Below are 16,855 nucleotides of genomic sequence, written 5' to 3'. Positions count from 1 at the left end.
TTGGCGAGTCGCGCTGCATATGGCACAAAAAACCAATTATTCTGAACTCAATCAGTATCATTTAGGGATCTGGTATAGTGCGTATCGCCTGCTGATCAGCACTGGCCTGCTGCTGATTTTTCTGCTGACCTACCCCGAGCTAACCGGCGATTATCAATATCCACAACTGTATTATTATGCGCTGGGAATCGGTGTTGCCATTAATACAGCGCAGCTGTTCGCACTGAAATGGATCAGACGCCTGATCCAGCCGCAGCTGATTATGATTTTCTTTAGCGATGTCTGCGTCTTAAGTTTACTGACTTTGGCAAGTGACGGGCCTAATCTGCAAATTGGTTTGCTGTTTGTGATTACCATCTTTTCCGCATCGTTATTGCTGGATGCAAAAAAAGCTTTGGTGGTCACGCTGATTGCTGTGATTAGTGTCATATATCAACATTTTATCGGCAGTATTTTTGCATTTTCTTCCTTAAGCAATATCAGTAATAGTGCCCTGCTGGCCTTTTTGTTCTTTGTGGTCTATGGAACCGGGCAAATTGCGGTGCGCCGTTTTCAGATTCTGGAAAACCTGAACTTTTCGCAATCTCTGGAACTTTATCGCTTACAGAATATTAACCGTTATATTCTGGAACAGATCGAAACTGGCTATCTGGTGCTGGATGAAAATTATCATGTGGTCCTGAGTAACCCTGCGGCCTGTACACTGCTCGGGATCGAAGCAAAATTTGCGCATGAGAAATTTACCCTCTACCAGTCACAACCAGATTTATTTGAACTGATCCAGTTTGAAACGCTGGAAAATGGCGAGCGTTTTCAATTTGAATCACAGCAAAGTCGCTATAACATTCATGTACAGGTACAAAAGCTGATTGTGCCGCATCAAACCCTGATGTTATTGGTGTTACAGGATGCCAAAAAACTCAATCAACAGGTGCAGCAACTCAAGCTTGCTGCACTGGGCCAGCTTTCAGCCAGTATTGCGCATGAAATTCGTAATCCATTGGCAGCTATTGTGCAGGCCAATGATTTATACCTTGACTCTGACAATGAACAACAACAAGTACTCAACCAGATGATTGGCCGACAGGCGACCCGGATCGACCGGATTATTCAGGACACGCTGAATATGGTCAAAAATAAAGAAACCCATCCGGTGCCGATTCATCTCAATGAATTTATCCCGTTATTTATCCAGGAAGATTTGGCCGATATTTGCGATCAGATTCAATTTAATATTGATGTGCCGCTGCTGATTCAGTTCGATGAAGCACAATTTCGTCAAGTCCTGATTAACCTGCTTCGCAATGCCATCCGTCACAATTCAGCAGATGCCAATTACATTCAGCTGAATATACATCCCTATGAACATCGGGTCTGGATTGATATCCGGGATTTCGGCTCAGGTGTAGCCATACACGACCAGGCCCTATTATTTCAACCTTTTTTCAGCACCTCGATTAGTGGAACCGGATTAGGACTGTACTTATCACATAGTTTTTGTGAAGCAAATCAGGCACAATTAAACTATATACAACAAGAACAGGGCGCATGCTTTCGCATTAGCTGCCAACGTATTACGGTATAAAGGGGTTTAAGGGAAATGAGTGTGGAACAACAGCCACTGGTGCTCTTGGTGGATGATGAAGAAGATTTATGCACCCTCATGCAAATGTCGTTGCTGCGGATGGGGATTCGTACGCACATCGCACATCGTCTGCAAGATGCTAAAAAATGTCTTGCAGATCATCAATATGATGCCTGTTTAACTGACCTGAACTTGCCCGATGGCAATGGTTTGGAGTTACTGGAGTGGATTGGCCATCTCTACCCTGCACTTCCGGTCGCGGTTCTGACCGCCTATGGCAACATGGAAATCGCGATTGCTGCACTCAAGGCCGGTGCCTTTGACTTTGTCAGCAAACCGATCAATCAGAAACATCTGGAACAGCTGCTACAAAAAGCACTGAATAAACCGGTGGATTATTCCCATAATAATCCAAATGATGCTTTAGAACATAAAATGCTGATTGGGCAATCGATACCGATTCAGCACTTACGTATTACCTTACAAAAAATTGCCCGCTCACAGGCACCGGTTTTTATTACTGGCGAATCGGGAACTGGCAAGGAAGTGGTGGCCAATCTGGTCCATCGCCTGAGCAACCGTAATGAAGGCCCTTTTATTGCAATTAACTGTGGTGCGATTCCCACTGAACTGATGGAAAGCGAACTGTTTGGGCATAAGAAAGGCAGCTTTACTGGCGCCGCTCAGGACAAACAGGGGCTGATTCAATCGGCACATGGTGGCAGCCTGTTTCTGGATGAAATTGCAGAACTGCCACTTTCCATGCAGGTCAAACTGTTACGTGCCGTACAGGAAAAACGTATTCGTCCACTCGGTTCAGATACTGAAATTGATGTGGATTTCCGCGTCATCAGTGCCACTCATCAGGATCTGGAAGCCTTGGTACAACAAGGCAAATTCCGTCAGGATTTATATTTCCGTATTCATGTGATGGATCTGACTTTACCGCCGCTGCGTGAACGGAGTCAGGATATTCTCTTACTCGCCGAACATTTTATTCAGAAGATTTGCCAGGAATGGGGCATTGCCAATAAAAAACTGACAGAACGCAGTAAAGAATTTTTATTGGAACAATATTATCCGGGTAATGTTCGTGAATTGCGTAATATTATGGAACGTGCAATTACCTTGAGTGATGAAGAACGGATTGATCTTCAGCACCTGCAAAGTGCACCGTTACGTCAGGCTCTTAACAGCGCTCAGGAGATGAATACGCTCACGAGCGAGATCATTGCGACTGACACCCTGATTGCCCCGAGAAAGCTCCCGGAAGAAGGCCTAGAGCTATATTTAGAAAAGATTGAAAAAGAAGTCCTACTCAATGCGCTGAATCTAACGCACTGGAACCGCACACTGGCCGCGAAAAAGCTCGGTATGTCATTCCGCTCCCTACGTTATCGTTTGAAAAAGTTCGGACTGGATACTGAGGAAGACGAATAATTATTTTTGCAGGAGTAGCAGGTCTGTGACGTGTTCCAGATAGCTCTCCTCACGCATTTCCTGCTTAAACGGATAACTGAAATGTGGCTGCACGCCCCGCCCTTCAATCATCTGACCACTCGGACTGAAATATTGTGCCACTGTCATTTGTAAAGCAGAACCATTACTCAGTGGAAATAGCTTTTGTACCACACCTTTGCCATAGCTTTGCTCACCGACCACCCAGGCCCGGCTATGTTCTTTCAATGCTGCCGTAAAGACTTCAGCTGCCGAAGCTGAACGGTTATTAATCAGAACGCCCACTTTCAGATTCTGAAATTCAAAACTTGGCAGCGCCTGAAATTGCTGATTGCCTTCCGAACGGCTTTGGGTCGAGACAATCACACCCTGATTCAAAAATAAATCGGCCGATTCTACAGCGGCAGAAAGTAAGCCACCCGGGTTATTGCGTAGATCAAACATCACCGCTTTTAAGCGTCTGTCAGAATAGCTTTCAATCAGGCGCTTGATTTCATTGGCTGTATCTTGTTGGAAAACTTTGACCTGCAATACCAGTACCTGATTATTGTGCAGACTGGATATAATTTCAGTATCAAGCTTGGTATTCCTTACCAGACGAACCACCGGACTTTGCGGGGAAAGCTGTATGCTCAGCGTAGAGCCGACCGCCCCGCTCAATAACTGTCGCACCTGCTCCTGATTCAGGCTACTCAGTACCTGATCATCAATTTTATAGACCGTGACACCATTGCGAAGCCCCTGCTTGGCAGAGTCGGCATCGGCGCTCAATCCCTGCACCATCCATTGCTTCATCTGCGGGTTAAATTGCAGATCGAAATCAATGCTGGCCAGATCACCTTCAGTATATTCACGTAGCTGCTTATAATCTTCAGGAGACAAATAACGCGAATAGCGGTCTAAGCCACTGACCAGCCCTTGGATTGCCTGTTGGAACAAGGCGTCGTCATTTTTGTCTTGAATATAATTGTCTTTGACGATGCCGTAAATTTGTACAAATTCTTGAATGGATGCCACAGGAATTTCAGTATAAACCTGACCATCCATTTCCATATCATCGAATGCCGGCTCTTTTGAGCCCGCACCCCAGGCCGAATGACTCAAACACATCAGTAAGCATGGTATGACGACAGACTTCCAATGTGTTCTTGCCATTTTTTACCTTTCTTTTAGATCTTATCGAAAATTATTGATTCAGTTCAATCAGGTTGCGACCTTGCATTTCCGCAGGGACTGGAACTTGCATCAGACTTAATAAGGTCGGTGCGACATCTGCCAATACGCCACCTTCTGCGATCGTGGCCTGAGTTGGACCTACATAAATAAATGGAACCAATTCAGTGGTATGTTGAGTATGCACCTGACCACTGTGATAGTCCTGCATCTGCTCTACATTACCATGATCGGCAGTGATAAGCATATGACCTTTTTGCGCCATCACCGCCTCATAAACCCGGCCTAAGCAGGTATCGACCGCTTCGACCGCTTTCACTGCGGCATCAAAAACACCGGTATGACCGACCATATCACCATTGGCATAGTTCACCACCAGCAGGTCAAATTCGCCTGAATTGATCGCAGCGACCAGCTCATCAGTCACTTCATAAGCACTCATTTCCGGTTTGAGGTCATAAGTTGCTACATTTGGTGATGGAATCAGGATACGTTTTTCACCCGGATATTCATCTTCACGACCGCCACTAAAGAAGAACGTCACGTGTGCATATTTTTCAGTTTCAGCAATACGCAATTGGGTTTTACCCAGATTTGACAGGTATTCACCAATCGAGTTGACCAACGCTTCTGGCATATAGGCCACAGGCGCATCAATCGTTGCTTGGTAACGCGTCAACATCACAAACTTGGCTAAGTTCGGCACCACTTTACGTGCAAATCCAGCAAAGTCCTTTTCAACAAAGGCTTTGGTAATTTCACGGGCACGGTCAGCACGGAAGTTCATGAAGACCACGCTATCACCATCCTGAATTTTTGCCAGCTCACCAATGCGGGTGGCTTTGACAAACTCATCCGACTCATCTGCGGCATAAGCCTGTTCCAGACCTTGAACTGCGGTGGCAGCTGTACGGGCCGCTTCGCCTTCAGTCAATAAACGATAGGCCTGTTCGACACGATCCCAACGGTTGTCACGATCCATCGCGAAGTAACGACCAATCATGCTGGCAATACGACCCTGACCCGGATATTGTGCAAACAGCGCATCCAGTTTTTCCAATGACGGTTGGGCACTTCGTGGCGGCGTATCACGACCATCCAGGAAAGCATGCAAATAAACTTTGACACCACGTTTGAGTGCCAGTTCAGCCATCGCAACAATATGGTCTTCATGCGAATGCACACCGCCTTGAGATAAAAGGCCGAGCAAATGCACTGCACCACCTGAAGCTTTGGCTTTCTCCACCGCATCGACGAGTACTTCATGATTGAAGAAATCACCGGTACGAATGTCTTTGGTAATCCGGGTAAAATCCTGATACAGCACACGACCTGCACCGAGGTTCATATGTCCGACTTCCGAGTTCCCCATCTGGCCATCTGGCAGACCAACATCTTCGCCTGAACCCGAGATCAAACCATGCGGATGCTTGTCCTGCATTGCAGTTAAATTTGGTCGTTTAGCTGCTAAAAACGCGTTGTCTTCGACCGCTTCGCGATGACCCACACCATCCATAATCACCAAAACGTGAGGGATTTTGCCAGCAGTTGCATCCGTCATAATGAAATACTCTGTTCGTCTACGAATTAATCGCTCTATTTTAGCGAAGTTTGCAAAAAGAGGCCATGACCAGAGTATGGTTTAAGCCGCTCATCGCGATTGATTTGTTCTATTTTCCTGGGTCTTAGCGTGCCCGATGCAGCAGGTAACCCCCAATACCGAACATGATCAGAATCGGAATAAAGACAAACCATGCCGGAGATGGCGCATAGACCAGACTGGCATAGCCGAGGAAATCCTGTAGATAGAAAAAGCCCAGACCGGCAAATAAGGCAATCACCAGACGAAAACCCATGGATTGCTGACGCAGCGGCCCGAAAATAAATGAACAGGCAATCACCACCAGTGCAATCAGGGCAAAAGGAGAACCGAGTTTCTGCCAGAAAGCCAGTTGATAGGTTTTTGGCACCTGACTATATTCATGCATATAACTTGTGAAACTGATCAGTTGGCTCGGTGACAAGTCTTCAGGATCGATGGTGACCATATGCACATATTTTGGCTGTAATGCCAGTGCCAAAGGTTGCTGTTCCTGCTTGATCAGGGTAGCACTACCATTTTGCAGAATATCGAACTGCTCGGTATTGCTTAATGTCCAGGAGCCATCTGTGACGAATTCACCCTGATCCGCTTGCAAGGTGCCGCGTAAGCGATAATTTTCATCAAAATCCAGCATCTGCACATTTTTCAGCTGACCTTGCGAATTGGCATAATCAATATAAATAAAGCGCTGCCCTTCCCGGGTCCAGTAACCCCGCACTTCGCCCAGTTGTGCGGCTTTACTCGAGCTTTTTACGCTCTTGGCCTGTTCATTGGTATAAGGAATCACCCACTCGCTCAAGGCAAATGACAAGACCACCAACAACAATGCGGAACGGATCACCCAGCCAACAATCCGCCACAGACTGATCCCGATCGAGCGCATCACAATCAGTTCACTATTTGAGGCCAATGTGCCCAAACCTAAAACCGCACCGATCAGCGCCGAGATCGGCAGAATTTCATAAAGATAATTCGGAGCACCCCAGAGCACATATTTCAAGGCATCCCAGGCGCCATAACCTTCTTTTAGTGAACCCAGCTCACCCAGATAAGTAAATAACACCTGTAAACCCGCCAACACAGCGGTTGCACCCAGCATCGCCAGCGCAGTGGTTTGGGTCACATGTTTTGCAACTATACGACGTGCCAACATTATTAAGACCTCACTCGCTGAATCTGTTTCTTGATTTTCGGGGCCAAATTCTGTTTACGTGAGAACAAGGCACCCGCAATCGCATAAGCAATCAGGATCAATGGATAAGCCCAGATCCCCATTTCCTCTTTACTGATCCGGGTTTTCACGGCCATTAACGCCACAATCAGACTGGCAAAGATCATGAGCGCCGGAAATAACTTGAGATAACGACCTTGGCGCGGACTCACTTCAGACAAGGCCACGGCCAGAATCAAAGCAATCAGAATCGCAAATGGTACAAATACCCGCCAGCCTAATTCACTGGCCACCACAGGATCCTGACGGTTCTGCCACAATTGCGAGGTTGGCAGGGCTTCAACTTCAGCACTGGCAAACTGTGCTTCCTCATCATTTTCTAAACGCAGACGATAGCTTGCAAATTCAGCCTGGGTATATTGCGGAGTGCCCGGATAAATTTCATAACGGCGACCTTGAACCAGATCGACCACATTGGCCGCATCATTTGGCACCTCGATGCGGGTGGCTTCTTGGGCCAGAATCATCACATCCGGTTTACCGGGTTTTTCTGCCCGCTGATAGAAGAAAATATCTTTTAAGTTTTTACGGTCTTCAGACAGATCACCGGCATAAATGGTATAGGGGCCAGAGGAAATAAATTCTTTGGGTCGTACCAGATCAAAGCCGGTGCGTACCGCCTGACTGGTGGTCAGCGCTTCAAACTGGCGGATTCCCCATGGCGCTGCCCAGAGCATCAAGCCGGCTTGGGCAATGAGAAACACCAAGGTCATCGGCACCAGAAGGCGCGCCAATTGATGCCGGCTGACACCACTGCCATTCATCACCGCCATTTCATGGTCGACATATAAACGGCCAAATACCAGCATCAGGCCAATAAAGAAACCGAGCGGAAGAATTAAGGTTAAAAACTCAGGCAAACGGTAGCCAATGATGCTAAATAAAATGCCTGCATCCAGACGGCCTTGCGCTGCGACACCAAAATACTTGATCAGTCGGCCACCCATCATGATCAAGGTCAATAAGGCAATCACCACCAAGGATGTCGAGACAACTTGCTTGACCAGATAACGCCGAATAATCAAATTAATTCTTCCAAAATAAGGTCTATAAAACGAGTGCTAGTTTACCCGAATAGCAAAAATATAAAACCTAGACGGCCCTACCCATTGAAACTCTATTCAGATAAATGGTTCAATGACTGAATGATTTACAAATCTAGACAGGCGTGAAAACAGAATATGAAACTTACAATTAATACGTCATTCCCAGAGAATGGATCAAGTCAATCTTTGTTGATTTTAGTTGACTCAGAACAACTTCAAAATACCACCTCAACCTATCAAATCAACAATTTAGACCGATTAATTGAAGCATCTCAGTTCAAAGCGGCTTTGGCTGAAAGTCTGAGCCTGATTGGCCAAGTCAGTCAGTCCAGCCATGCAGCACTGATCGGTTTAGGCAAAGTCACTGAATTGCAACCAGCAAAACTCGCAAAAATTGCCCAGACTATTATTCAGGCCACTCAAAAAAAATTCAAACAGATTTCTGTAGACCTGACACAACTTCCACAAGAATTGCATTATCTGTTTGCTCTGGCTTTGACCCAAGCCAGCTATGGTTATGATGAATATAAGTCGAAAAAGAATGAATTTGTACTTGAACAGATCGACCTGATTGCCACGCATAGCGTTTTAACGACAGAACAGCTGCAACTGGTTCAAGCAGTAAAGAGCGGGCAAAACCTGGCACGTGATCTGGGCAACCGTCCGGGCAATATCTGTTTCCCGGAATATCTGGCAGATCAGGCCATCGCCTTGGCTGCTGAATATCCGGATTTACTGAAAGTCACGGTACTGGATGAACAACAGATGGCAGATTTAGGCATGGGTGCCTTCCTTGCAGTCAGCCAAGGTTCAGAGCGTCCGGGTCGTATTATCAGCATTGAATATCAATCAGAGCGTAGTGAAGCGCCAGTGGTACTGGTCGGTAAAGGCATTACCTTTGATACCGGTGGTATTTCACTCAAACCTGGCGCAGGTATGGATGAAATGAAATACGACATGTGCGGTGCAGCCTCTGTACTGGGTACCATGCGTGCATTGTGTGAGTCCCGCTTAGCTCTGCATGTGGTAGGAACCATTGCCGCAGCAGAAAATATGCCTTCAGGTAAAGCCACTCGTCCGGGTGACATCGTCACGACGATGAGCGGTCAAACGGTTGAAATCCTGAATACCGATGCCGAAGGTCGTCTGGTGTTATGTGACACCCTGACCTATGTGAAACGTTTCAACCCTGCTCTGGTGATTGATATTGCGACCTTGACCGGTGCATGTGTGGTGGCTTTGGGTTCCGTGCTGACAGGTCTGTTCACACCAGATGATAAATTGGCAGCAGAACTGGAAACTGCCGGCCAGCATTCATTTGACCGGGTATGGCGTATGCCGGTCATAGATGACTATCAGGAACAACTCGATTCACCATTTGCCGATATTGGCAATATCGGTGGCCCAAAAGCCGGTTCTGTCACTGCAGCCTGCTTCTTGCAGCGTTTTACCCGTGAATATCGCTGGGCACATCTGGATGTTGCAGGTACAGCATGGAACTCAGGTGCCAATAAAGGTGCAACCGGGCGTCCAGTGCCATTATTGATGCAGTTCCTGGCCAACCGCGTTCAAACGAATGGCTAAGGTCAGCTTTTATTTATTTGAAAAAAGTCCTGAACGACAAGTCGAAAGTGCTTGTCGTTTATGCCGCAAGATTCTGCGCCAGCCGGCGCGGATCTGGTTACTATGTGCCGATGCAGCGTTACAACAGCAGCTGGATGAACGCCTGTGGAGCTTTGATCGCGCGAGTTTTATTCCGCATGGCATTGATCAGCCTGAGGCGAGCGTGTGTATTTCGGCAACATTGCCTGAACAGTCCGACTGGATTATTTTCAATTTTAATCCGGAAGCACTTGAACCTTACGCAAAATTTAGTCACATTATTGAGATCATTGAAAACCATGAAACGGCTAAACAGCTGGGTCGTGAAAAATTCAAACAATATCGTCGTTTAGGTATTGAGCCCAACACCCATAAGCTTTAACCGATATCACCCACAAGGAGAGGCATGTGGCATTAAATGTAGGTCCAGATTTTAAACAGCGCTGGTTAAATGTGCCAGAAGCTGTACGTCAGACCTTTATCGATGACCTCTCTCGGATCTGTGACATTTTAAAGCCTGAAACCTCTTTAGAAGAATGGCAGATTCGTGATCAGCGCTTACAGCAGGAATCTGAACGCAAGATTGAAGAAGCCTATGCGCAGCGCAAGGCTGAATTGATTGAGGCTGCACGTATTCGCAGACAGCTGGCACTCGAACAGGCCCTGGCCGATAAACGTGCTGCAGAGCAGGCTGCGATTGCACAGTTATATCAGGATGAACAGCGTAAATTTACTGAGCAGACCCAAGCCCTCGCTGACATAAACCTCAGTCTAGAGACAGAAATGCAGCACTATGTTGCCCGTTATCAGAAAAATCCTGAGCATAGTTTTGACTTTGCCCAAGGTCGTATCCAGATTCAAGACCACACCATTTTATCTGAATTAGAGAGTGTGCGTTTGCGTCTGGAACTGGAGGCAGAAACGGTGATTGAACAGACCATCAATGCACTAAGAGAACAAATGCGTGTGGCGGCCCAAGAAGAAATCGACTATATACTGAAAAATTCAGAATTTTCCGAGCAAGTGAGACCTGATTAAAAATCCCAACTCATATAAAAAGCCCGCTCATTCGGTAATGCTGATCAGTTAAGGAGTTTAGAAATAGACCCTTTAACTGTTTAGTCGTTCACGACGAAACCTTAAGGTTTTACATCAAACATCTGTAAAGCATTGGTTAATTTGGTTTTGTCCAAATGAGAAGCAGAGCTTCGCAAGGAAGATATCTTGCGGTGCAATACACCGCATGCCTCAAACAGTTGCGGATGACTTTTCCACCCATCAAATATAATCATGAATTTAAAAAAGAAAATGCCAGTCAATTGCTTAACTAACTGGCATCCGGCTGATTCGGATTTTTAATTTGATCTTTTAGAGCACATCGGCCAGCATAAAGGCAGCATTTCCAAGCAAATAGCCAATACTTAATAAAGTACCAATCCAGAGAATACCACCCGTAATATTATAAAAGCTGAATGTGGCAAAACTCATATGGGCTGAACCGGCAGCAAAAGGGCCAAATGAACGAACAAAAGGAATAAAACGCGCAATCAGAATGGTTTTACCGCCATGTTTCATAAAATAGTGATTGGTTTTCACCATATATTCTGGCTTGAAATAGCGTGAATGCCGATTAAAATATTTTAGGCCCAGCACTTTTCCAGTGTAATAATTCACGGTGTAGCCGAGTACCGATGCAGTAAAGAGCAGTAATCCCATCGAATGCAGGGTCAATATATCGCTGCTGGCACATAAAGCTCCTACAGCCAGCAATAAACTGTCACCGGGCAGAAAAAAGAAAAATACTGAGCCGGTTTCCGCAAAAATCACCAGAAACAGGATCGCGTAGATCCATACCCCATATTGATCAAGCAATAGCGGTAATGACTGTTCCAAGTTGAGTAAAAAATCGAGCATTCGACCCGTCCACCAAGGCAATATTTGCAAATTGAATTGCTGATTATCCCGAAAAATAAAAAAACAGTCTAATTTTTCAATCAGACTGTTCAGTATTTAAGCATTCCGCTTATTTTAAAAAGCCATTTTCAGCCAGAAAATCCATGCTGATCTTAGACTGTTCAGTGGTATCTGCGGCTTTATCACCGAGCAATAAACGCTCGATATAACGTGCCAACACATCCACTTCCAGATTGACCTTGCTACCCACTTTCCAGGTACCGATATTGGTACGTTCAGCCGTATGCGGAATCAAGTTCAGACTAATCACACAGCCACGCAAGTGATTAATGGTCAGGCTAATACCATCGACTGTGACCGAACCTTTTTCTGCCAGATATCTGGCAATTTCAGCCGGTGCAGTGACTTCATAATAAATCGAGCGTGCATCTGCACGCACCAAAGTGATCTCGCCGACTGCATCGACATGACCTGAAACAATATGGCCGCCAAAACGCGTGGTCGGCAACATGGCTTTTTCGACGTTAACAGGTTGACCGGCTTTCCAGTTACCCAGTGTCGTCCGGTTCAGACTTTCACGGGACACATCAGCTGCATACCAGTTTTCGCCCCAGTCGATGACTGTCAGGCAGATGCCATTTGTAGCAATAGAATCACCCAGATGTACATCCGACATGTCCAGGTCAGTCTGGATACGTAAACGTACATCACCACCCACAATTCGCAGACTGTCTACTTTGCCGAGGCTTTCGATAATACCTGTAAACATTTTTATTTCCTTTTCTATTCTTTTACCAGAGTGCCAACTGGGTACTGACACCAGTGGTATCCACACCGCCCAATTCTGCATAATGATGCAACTGGCTGAGGAGTTGACGGATCGGTGGACCTGACCTGGCATGGGTATCGGTAATCACAATAAATTCCAGTACGCGTGCACGTTCAGATTGGCGCTGTTTGCTGACCCGATAACGTGGTACATCCTGAGTCAGCAAGGTCACCCGGCCACGTTTCAGGTTGGCCTGCAATAAATCAGTGGCGCTGATATTACCATCCGTTGAATAACTGGTCAGAATGAAACGCGCATTGATGGTCGCCAACAAGTTTTCATAGGCTTCTTTGGCATATTTGGAAGAGTTGTACTGGCTCGGACGCTCTTTGCGCCATGCCCGGTCAATCCCGCTCTTGAAGCCCTTGGTATCTGGCGTCGGTAAATCGGCCTGATCCCATAAGGTCAAAGCATTCAGGACATGGTAATTACTGCTATAGGCATGCTGATTATACGGTGGATCCAGATAAGCCACATCTACTTCAAAACCGCTCATCTGATTGGCCAGATGCTGGGCATCGACACACCACATTTCGGCAGCCATACCTTTCTTCTGATCCGACTCGCAAAAGCGGCTTGGGGTCAGCCACAGTAAAGATTCAATCCGTTCCAGCGCCGTTTGGGTTTTTCCGCCCCAGCCGTGGTGGAAACTCTTGAAAACGCCCGAGGTATTGCTGACAAAACTGGCTGAATACAGTAATGGTGCCAGCAAGGCAGACATCTCTACATCGTCAATGGCACCTTGGGCCTGCCAAGCTGCAATCTGCTGACGAATGGCATCAATACGCATGCCGTTACGACGTTTAAAGAACAAACGGTCACGGGCGGGATCATAAATTTCATCATTGCGCGGACACAGGTTATGCGTGACCCAGCCTTTCACTTCCGGCAGACGGTTCAGATAATCAATGGCTTTCTGATAGCCACCCAATTCTTTAAACGCCGGTGCTTCAGTACAGGCCAGCACCGCATGATTCAATGCATGGCTATAGGGTTCCCAGTCATTGGCAATCACGCGATAACCATTTTGACGGGCTAAGCGTGATACCACACCAGAACCAGCAAAAAAATCAGCAAAAATCGGCGCACGGCCATCTTCACGCTTCAGAGTTCCTGTAATTTCAAGTGCTTCCAGAATCAAATGTAATAAACGGCGTTTGTTGCCCAGATAAGGAACCAGCTGATGGAAAAGATATTCATCGGTGGTACGTGCCGCATGGCGACGTTTATGATAAACCGTAGACTCTGAACTCATAGTGTCTCTTGAAAAGGAATTAACCTGAAGCGCACGTCATCACCCAAGCGAGTCACATCGCGCAGCTTAAATCGGAGTTGTTCTGCCATAAGGCTGAATTCTGCATTAAACATAGTACGTGCAGACTGACCCAATAAGGTCGGTGCAACGTAACTGATCAGTTCATCAACCAATTGTTCTTGTAAAAATGCCGTAGATAAGGTCGCCCCTGCTTCCACCAAGACATCATAAATCTGATGCTGCTCAGCCAGCTGGGACAATAATTGTTTTAAAGGCTGTACCGGCAATTGTAACACACCCAGATCGGCCAGCTCTTGCCGAAAAGGTCCCATCACCAACACGGTGTCGGCTTGCGCTAGAATTTTCGCCGTTAATGGCAAACGCCCCTGACGATCCAAAATGATACGCTTGGGCTGTACTACTGTTTCAATATCTTCAATGCCATCGAGTTGCCGCACATTCAGCTGACAGTCATCGGCCAGAACTGTTTCAATCCCAGTGATGACTGCACCGGAAATGGCCCGCCAATACTGCACGTCCTGACGCGCCTCGGCTCCGGTAATCCATTTCGATTCACCGGATGCCATCGCCGTACGGCCATCCAGACTGGATGCAATTTTAAGTCGCACATACGGCATGCCGGTCGCCATGGCTTTCAGGAAACCTTGATTCAGCTGATGCGCTTGTTCCTGACCAATCCCGACTTCAACATCGATACCGGCATCTTTTAAAATCTGTACACCCTTGCCCGCCACCAGCGGATTTGGATCAGGACAGGCCACGACCACTTTAGCCACACCAGCTTCAACCAGACCCTTGGCACATGGCGGCGTTCGCCCATAATGCGCACACGGCTCCAAAGTGACATACGCGGTTGCACCACGTGCCTGCTCACTAGCCTGACGCAGCGCGAATACTTCAGCATGCGGCTGCCCTGCTTGAGGATGAAAACCCTCACCGATAATGACGCCATCTTTGACAATGACACAGCCGACATTCGGATTGGGCTTGGTCGAGTATTGACCTTGCTGGGCAAGCTGAATTGCGCGGCGCATCCAGACTTGATCTTGATTCAGTTCAGACATGCTTATTCTTGTGATTCTCGCTGTTGCATCTGTTCAATTTGATGACGAAAAGCTTCAACATCCTGGAAATCCTGATAAACCGAAGCGAAACGCACATAGGCCACGTGATCGAGTGCGAATAAAGACTGCATGACAATTTCACCGATGGTACGCGATTTCACATCACGCTCACCCAAACGGCGAATCTGTAACTGGATATCGCTCAAAACTGTTTCAATCTGCTCTTGGGTTACCGGACGTTTCTGCAAGGCATGCATCAGGGAACGACGTAATTTGGCTTCATCAAAGGGTTCATTCTTGCCATCCGATTTAATCACGCGCGGCATCACCACTTCATAACTTTCAAAAGTCGTAAAACGTTCATTACAACTGACACATTCACGGCGACGACGAATCTGACAGCCTTCAGCTGCCAGGCGTGAATCAATCACTTTACTGTCGGCAGTATTGCAAAATGGGCAATGCATAGCGGTTTAATTGAACAAATCCAGATGGATTCCGAGTGTAGCAAAAATTGCAAACTTTGTAGAGTCTTACGCAACATATAGAAAAAAAACAGCCCATTTGGGCTGTTTTGCACTATATATTGATTATTGTGTGTTTATTATTATTCGACACGTTCACCATGCTGGCTCAAATCCAGACCCATGCGCTCATCATCAGATGCGACACGGATACCAATGATCAAGTCAATCACTTTCAGGATGATGAAGGTCATGATGGCAGAGTAAGCGATGGTCGCAAGTACACCTTCAACTTGAACCCAAAGCTGGCTCATCATGTTGGCTGGCGCAGCATCCCCCATAATGAATTCGCTGGCAAAAAAAGCGGTCAAAATTGCACCGACCACACCACCTACACCATGCAGGCCAAACGCATCTAAAGAATCATCGGCTTTCAAGGCACGTTTCAGCGCAGTAATCCCCCAGAAACACACCACACCACCGATCAGACCCATCGCCAATGCACCACCGACAGTCACAAAACCTGCGGCTGGCGTAATCACCACCAGACCGGCAACTGCACCCGATACGCCGCCTAATACAGATGCTTTGCCACGTGCCAGTTTTTCAGTAATCAGCCAAGAGAGCGCTGCCGCTGCCGCTGCCACCTGAGTCACCACCAGCGCATAACCTGCAGAGCCGTTCGCACCCAAGGCAGAACCACCGTTGAAACCGAACCAGCCCACCCAAAGTAAAGATGCACCCACCACAGTAAGGGTCAAGTTGTGTGGCGCCATCGATTCACGGCCCAGGCCCATACGTTTGCCCAGCATATACGCTGCTACCAGACCGGCAACACCCGAGTTGATGTGAACCACTGTACCACCAGCAAAATCGAGCGCACCGTCATTACCCAACCAGCCGCCGCCCCAGACCCAGTGAGTAATCGGCGCATAGACAATCACCACCCAAAGTGCAATGAAAGCAACGAAAGCACCAAATTTCATCCGTTCTGCGATCGAACCACTAATAATTGCAACGGTAATGATGGCAAAAGTCATTTGGAAAATGACAAACAGAATTTCAGGAATGGTGCCTGAAAGCGCCTCTGTGGTAATACCGGCCAACATAAATTTGTCCAAGCTACCAATGAAGGCATTCCCTTCCCCGAAGGCCAGGGTATAACCGATAATCACCCAGACAATGCTGACGACTGCAGCGGCAATAAAGCTATGCGCCATGGTCGCCAGGACGTTTTTCTTACGGACCATACCGCCATAAAAGAGTGCTAGACCCGGAATGGTCATGAGTAAAACTAATGCGGTGGACGTTAAAACCCAGGCAGTATCACCTGTATCTAATGTTGCTTCTTCTTCTGCAGGTACTGCTGTTTCAACTGGCGCTGCTTCAGCAATTGCTGCTGGAGTATCTGCCGTATTATTCAGTGTGGTTTCGCCTGTTTCTTCAACAAGCACAATGTCTTCTGCGGGTGGTGTTGCTGTTGCAGCATTTTCAGCCCATGCAACAGAACCACCAAAAAGTGCGCCGGCCATGCCGAACGCAAGTAGCATTTTTTTCATTCGTATCCCCCAACCAAGTTTTTGTGAGTTCTTAGGTACTCAGCAAACTTC

At 47.0% G+C, this 16,855-nt stretch carries 15 protein-coding genes; 5 read left to right on the top strand and 10 right to left on the bottom strand.

Features of this window, described 5'->3' with window-relative positions; genetic code table 11:
- The first annotated feature begins 19 nt into the window (after nucleotides 1-19).
- The gene (locus LOZ91_RS03925; RefSeq protein WP_005169018.1) at nucleotides 20-1,585 is read left to right on the top strand and encodes an ATP-binding protein; all 1,566 of its coding nucleotides are present in this window, start codon (nucleotides 20-22) and stop codon (nucleotides 1,583-1,585) included.
- Nucleotides 1,586-1,600: 15 nt separating this feature from the next.
- On the top strand, nucleotides 1,601-3,025 hold the full coding sequence (locus tag LOZ91_RS03920) for a sigma-54 dependent transcriptional regulator (RefSeq protein WP_244782687.1): 1,425 nt from the start codon (nucleotides 1,601-1,603) through the stop codon (nucleotides 3,023-3,025).
- Here the strand turns inward: LOZ91_RS03920 and LOZ91_RS03915 are convergent, their stop codons facing one another.
- The 4 genes from LOZ91_RS03915 to lptF form a co-directional block, all read right to left on the bottom strand.
- Nucleotides 3,026-4,198 carry a S41 family peptidase gene (locus LOZ91_RS03915; protein ID WP_100329429.1) on the bottom strand — a complete coding sequence of 391 codons (1,173 nt, stop codon included), beginning with the start codon at nucleotides 4,196-4,198 and terminating at the stop codon, nucleotides 3,026-3,028.
- A 31-nt stretch (nucleotides 4,199-4,229) separates the two neighbouring features.
- Nucleotides 4,230-5,777, bottom strand: coding sequence for a 2,3-bisphosphoglycerate-independent phosphoglycerate mutase (gpmI, locus tag LOZ91_RS03910; protein ID WP_005094458.1), 1,548 nt, complete (start codon nucleotides 5,775-5,777; stop codon nucleotides 4,230-4,232).
- A 124-nt stretch (nucleotides 5,778-5,901) separates the two neighbouring features.
- Entirely contained in the window at nucleotides 5,902-6,972 is a 1,071-nt protein-coding gene (lptG, locus tag LOZ91_RS03905) for an LPS export ABC transporter permease LptG (protein ID WP_005094459.1), read from the bottom strand.
- Nucleotides 6,973-6,974: 2 nt separating this feature from the next.
- The gene (lptF, locus tag LOZ91_RS03900) at nucleotides 6,975-8,075 is read right to left on the bottom strand and encodes an LPS export ABC transporter permease LptF (protein ID WP_005094462.1); all 1,101 of its coding nucleotides are present in this window, start codon (nucleotides 8,073-8,075) and stop codon (nucleotides 6,975-6,977) included.
- Nucleotides 8,076-8,231: 156 nt separating this feature from the next.
- On the opposite strand from lptF, the gene LOZ91_RS03895 reads away from it, so the two are divergent.
- From LOZ91_RS03895 to LOZ91_RS03885, 3 genes are read left to right on the top strand one after another with little or no spacing between them, the layout of a single operon-like run.
- Nucleotides 8,232-9,680, top strand: a complete 1,449-nt coding sequence (locus LOZ91_RS03895) for a leucyl aminopeptidase (protein ID WP_244782686.1) — start codon at nucleotides 8,232-8,234, stop codon at nucleotides 9,678-9,680.
- Nucleotides 9,673-10,080: a DNA polymerase III subunit chi gene (locus LOZ91_RS03890; RefSeq protein WP_005094466.1), complete on the top strand. Its 408-nt coding sequence runs from the start codon at nucleotides 9,673-9,675 to the stop codon at nucleotides 10,078-10,080. Before LOZ91_RS03895 ends, LOZ91_RS03890 begins: the two co-directional genes overlap by 8 nt.
- A gap of 26 nt (nucleotides 10,081-10,106) precedes the next feature.
- Entirely contained in the window at nucleotides 10,107-10,736 is a 630-nt protein-coding gene (locus tag LOZ91_RS03885) for a hypothetical protein (RefSeq protein WP_005094469.1), read from the top strand.
- Nucleotides 10,737-11,066: 330 nt separating this feature from the next.
- Here the strand turns inward: LOZ91_RS03885 and LOZ91_RS03880 are convergent, their stop codons facing one another.
- From LOZ91_RS03880 to LOZ91_RS03855, 6 genes are all read right to left on the bottom strand, one after another.
- Nucleotides 11,067-11,612, bottom strand: a complete 546-nt coding sequence (locus tag LOZ91_RS03880; RefSeq protein WP_005094471.1) for a VTT domain-containing protein — start codon at nucleotides 11,610-11,612, stop codon at nucleotides 11,067-11,069.
- A gap of 109 nt (nucleotides 11,613-11,721) precedes the next feature.
- Nucleotides 11,722-12,381 carry a riboflavin synthase gene (locus tag LOZ91_RS03875; protein WP_100329432.1) on the bottom strand — a complete coding sequence of 220 codons (660 nt, stop codon included), beginning with the start codon at nucleotides 12,379-12,381 and terminating at the stop codon, nucleotides 11,722-11,724.
- A 22-nt stretch (nucleotides 12,382-12,403) separates the two neighbouring features.
- Nucleotides 12,404-13,696, bottom strand: a complete 1,293-nt coding sequence (locus LOZ91_RS03870) for a DNA adenine methylase (protein ID WP_005094477.1) — start codon at nucleotides 13,694-13,696, stop codon at nucleotides 12,404-12,406.
- Nucleotides 13,693-14,781 carry a bifunctional diaminohydroxyphosphoribosylaminopyrimidine deaminase/5-amino-6-(5-phosphoribosylamino)uracil reductase RibD gene (ribD, locus tag LOZ91_RS03865; protein ID WP_005169044.1) on the bottom strand — a complete coding sequence of 363 codons (1,089 nt, stop codon included), beginning with the start codon at nucleotides 14,779-14,781 and terminating at the stop codon, nucleotides 13,693-13,695. The genes LOZ91_RS03870 and ribD overlap by 4 nt, the downstream gene beginning before the upstream one ends.
- A 2-nt stretch (nucleotides 14,782-14,783) precedes the next feature.
- The gene (gene nrdR, locus LOZ91_RS03860) at nucleotides 14,784-15,248 is read right to left on the bottom strand and encodes a transcriptional regulator NrdR (protein WP_005094481.1); all 465 of its coding nucleotides are present in this window, start codon (nucleotides 15,246-15,248) and stop codon (nucleotides 14,784-14,786) included.
- A gap of 140 nt (nucleotides 15,249-15,388) precedes the next feature.
- On the bottom strand, nucleotides 15,389-16,804 hold the full coding sequence (locus LOZ91_RS03855; protein ID WP_005169048.1) for an ammonium transporter: 1,416 nt from the start codon (nucleotides 16,802-16,804) through the stop codon (nucleotides 15,389-15,391).
- Nucleotides 16,805-16,855: the final 51 nt, after the last annotated feature.

The organism is Acinetobacter sp. F-1 (assembly GCF_022869025.1).
Lineage (GTDB): Bacteria > Pseudomonadota > Gammaproteobacteria > Pseudomonadales > Moraxellaceae > Acinetobacter > Acinetobacter pseudolwoffii.
This window is presented reverse-complemented; position numbering and strand designations above follow the sequence as displayed.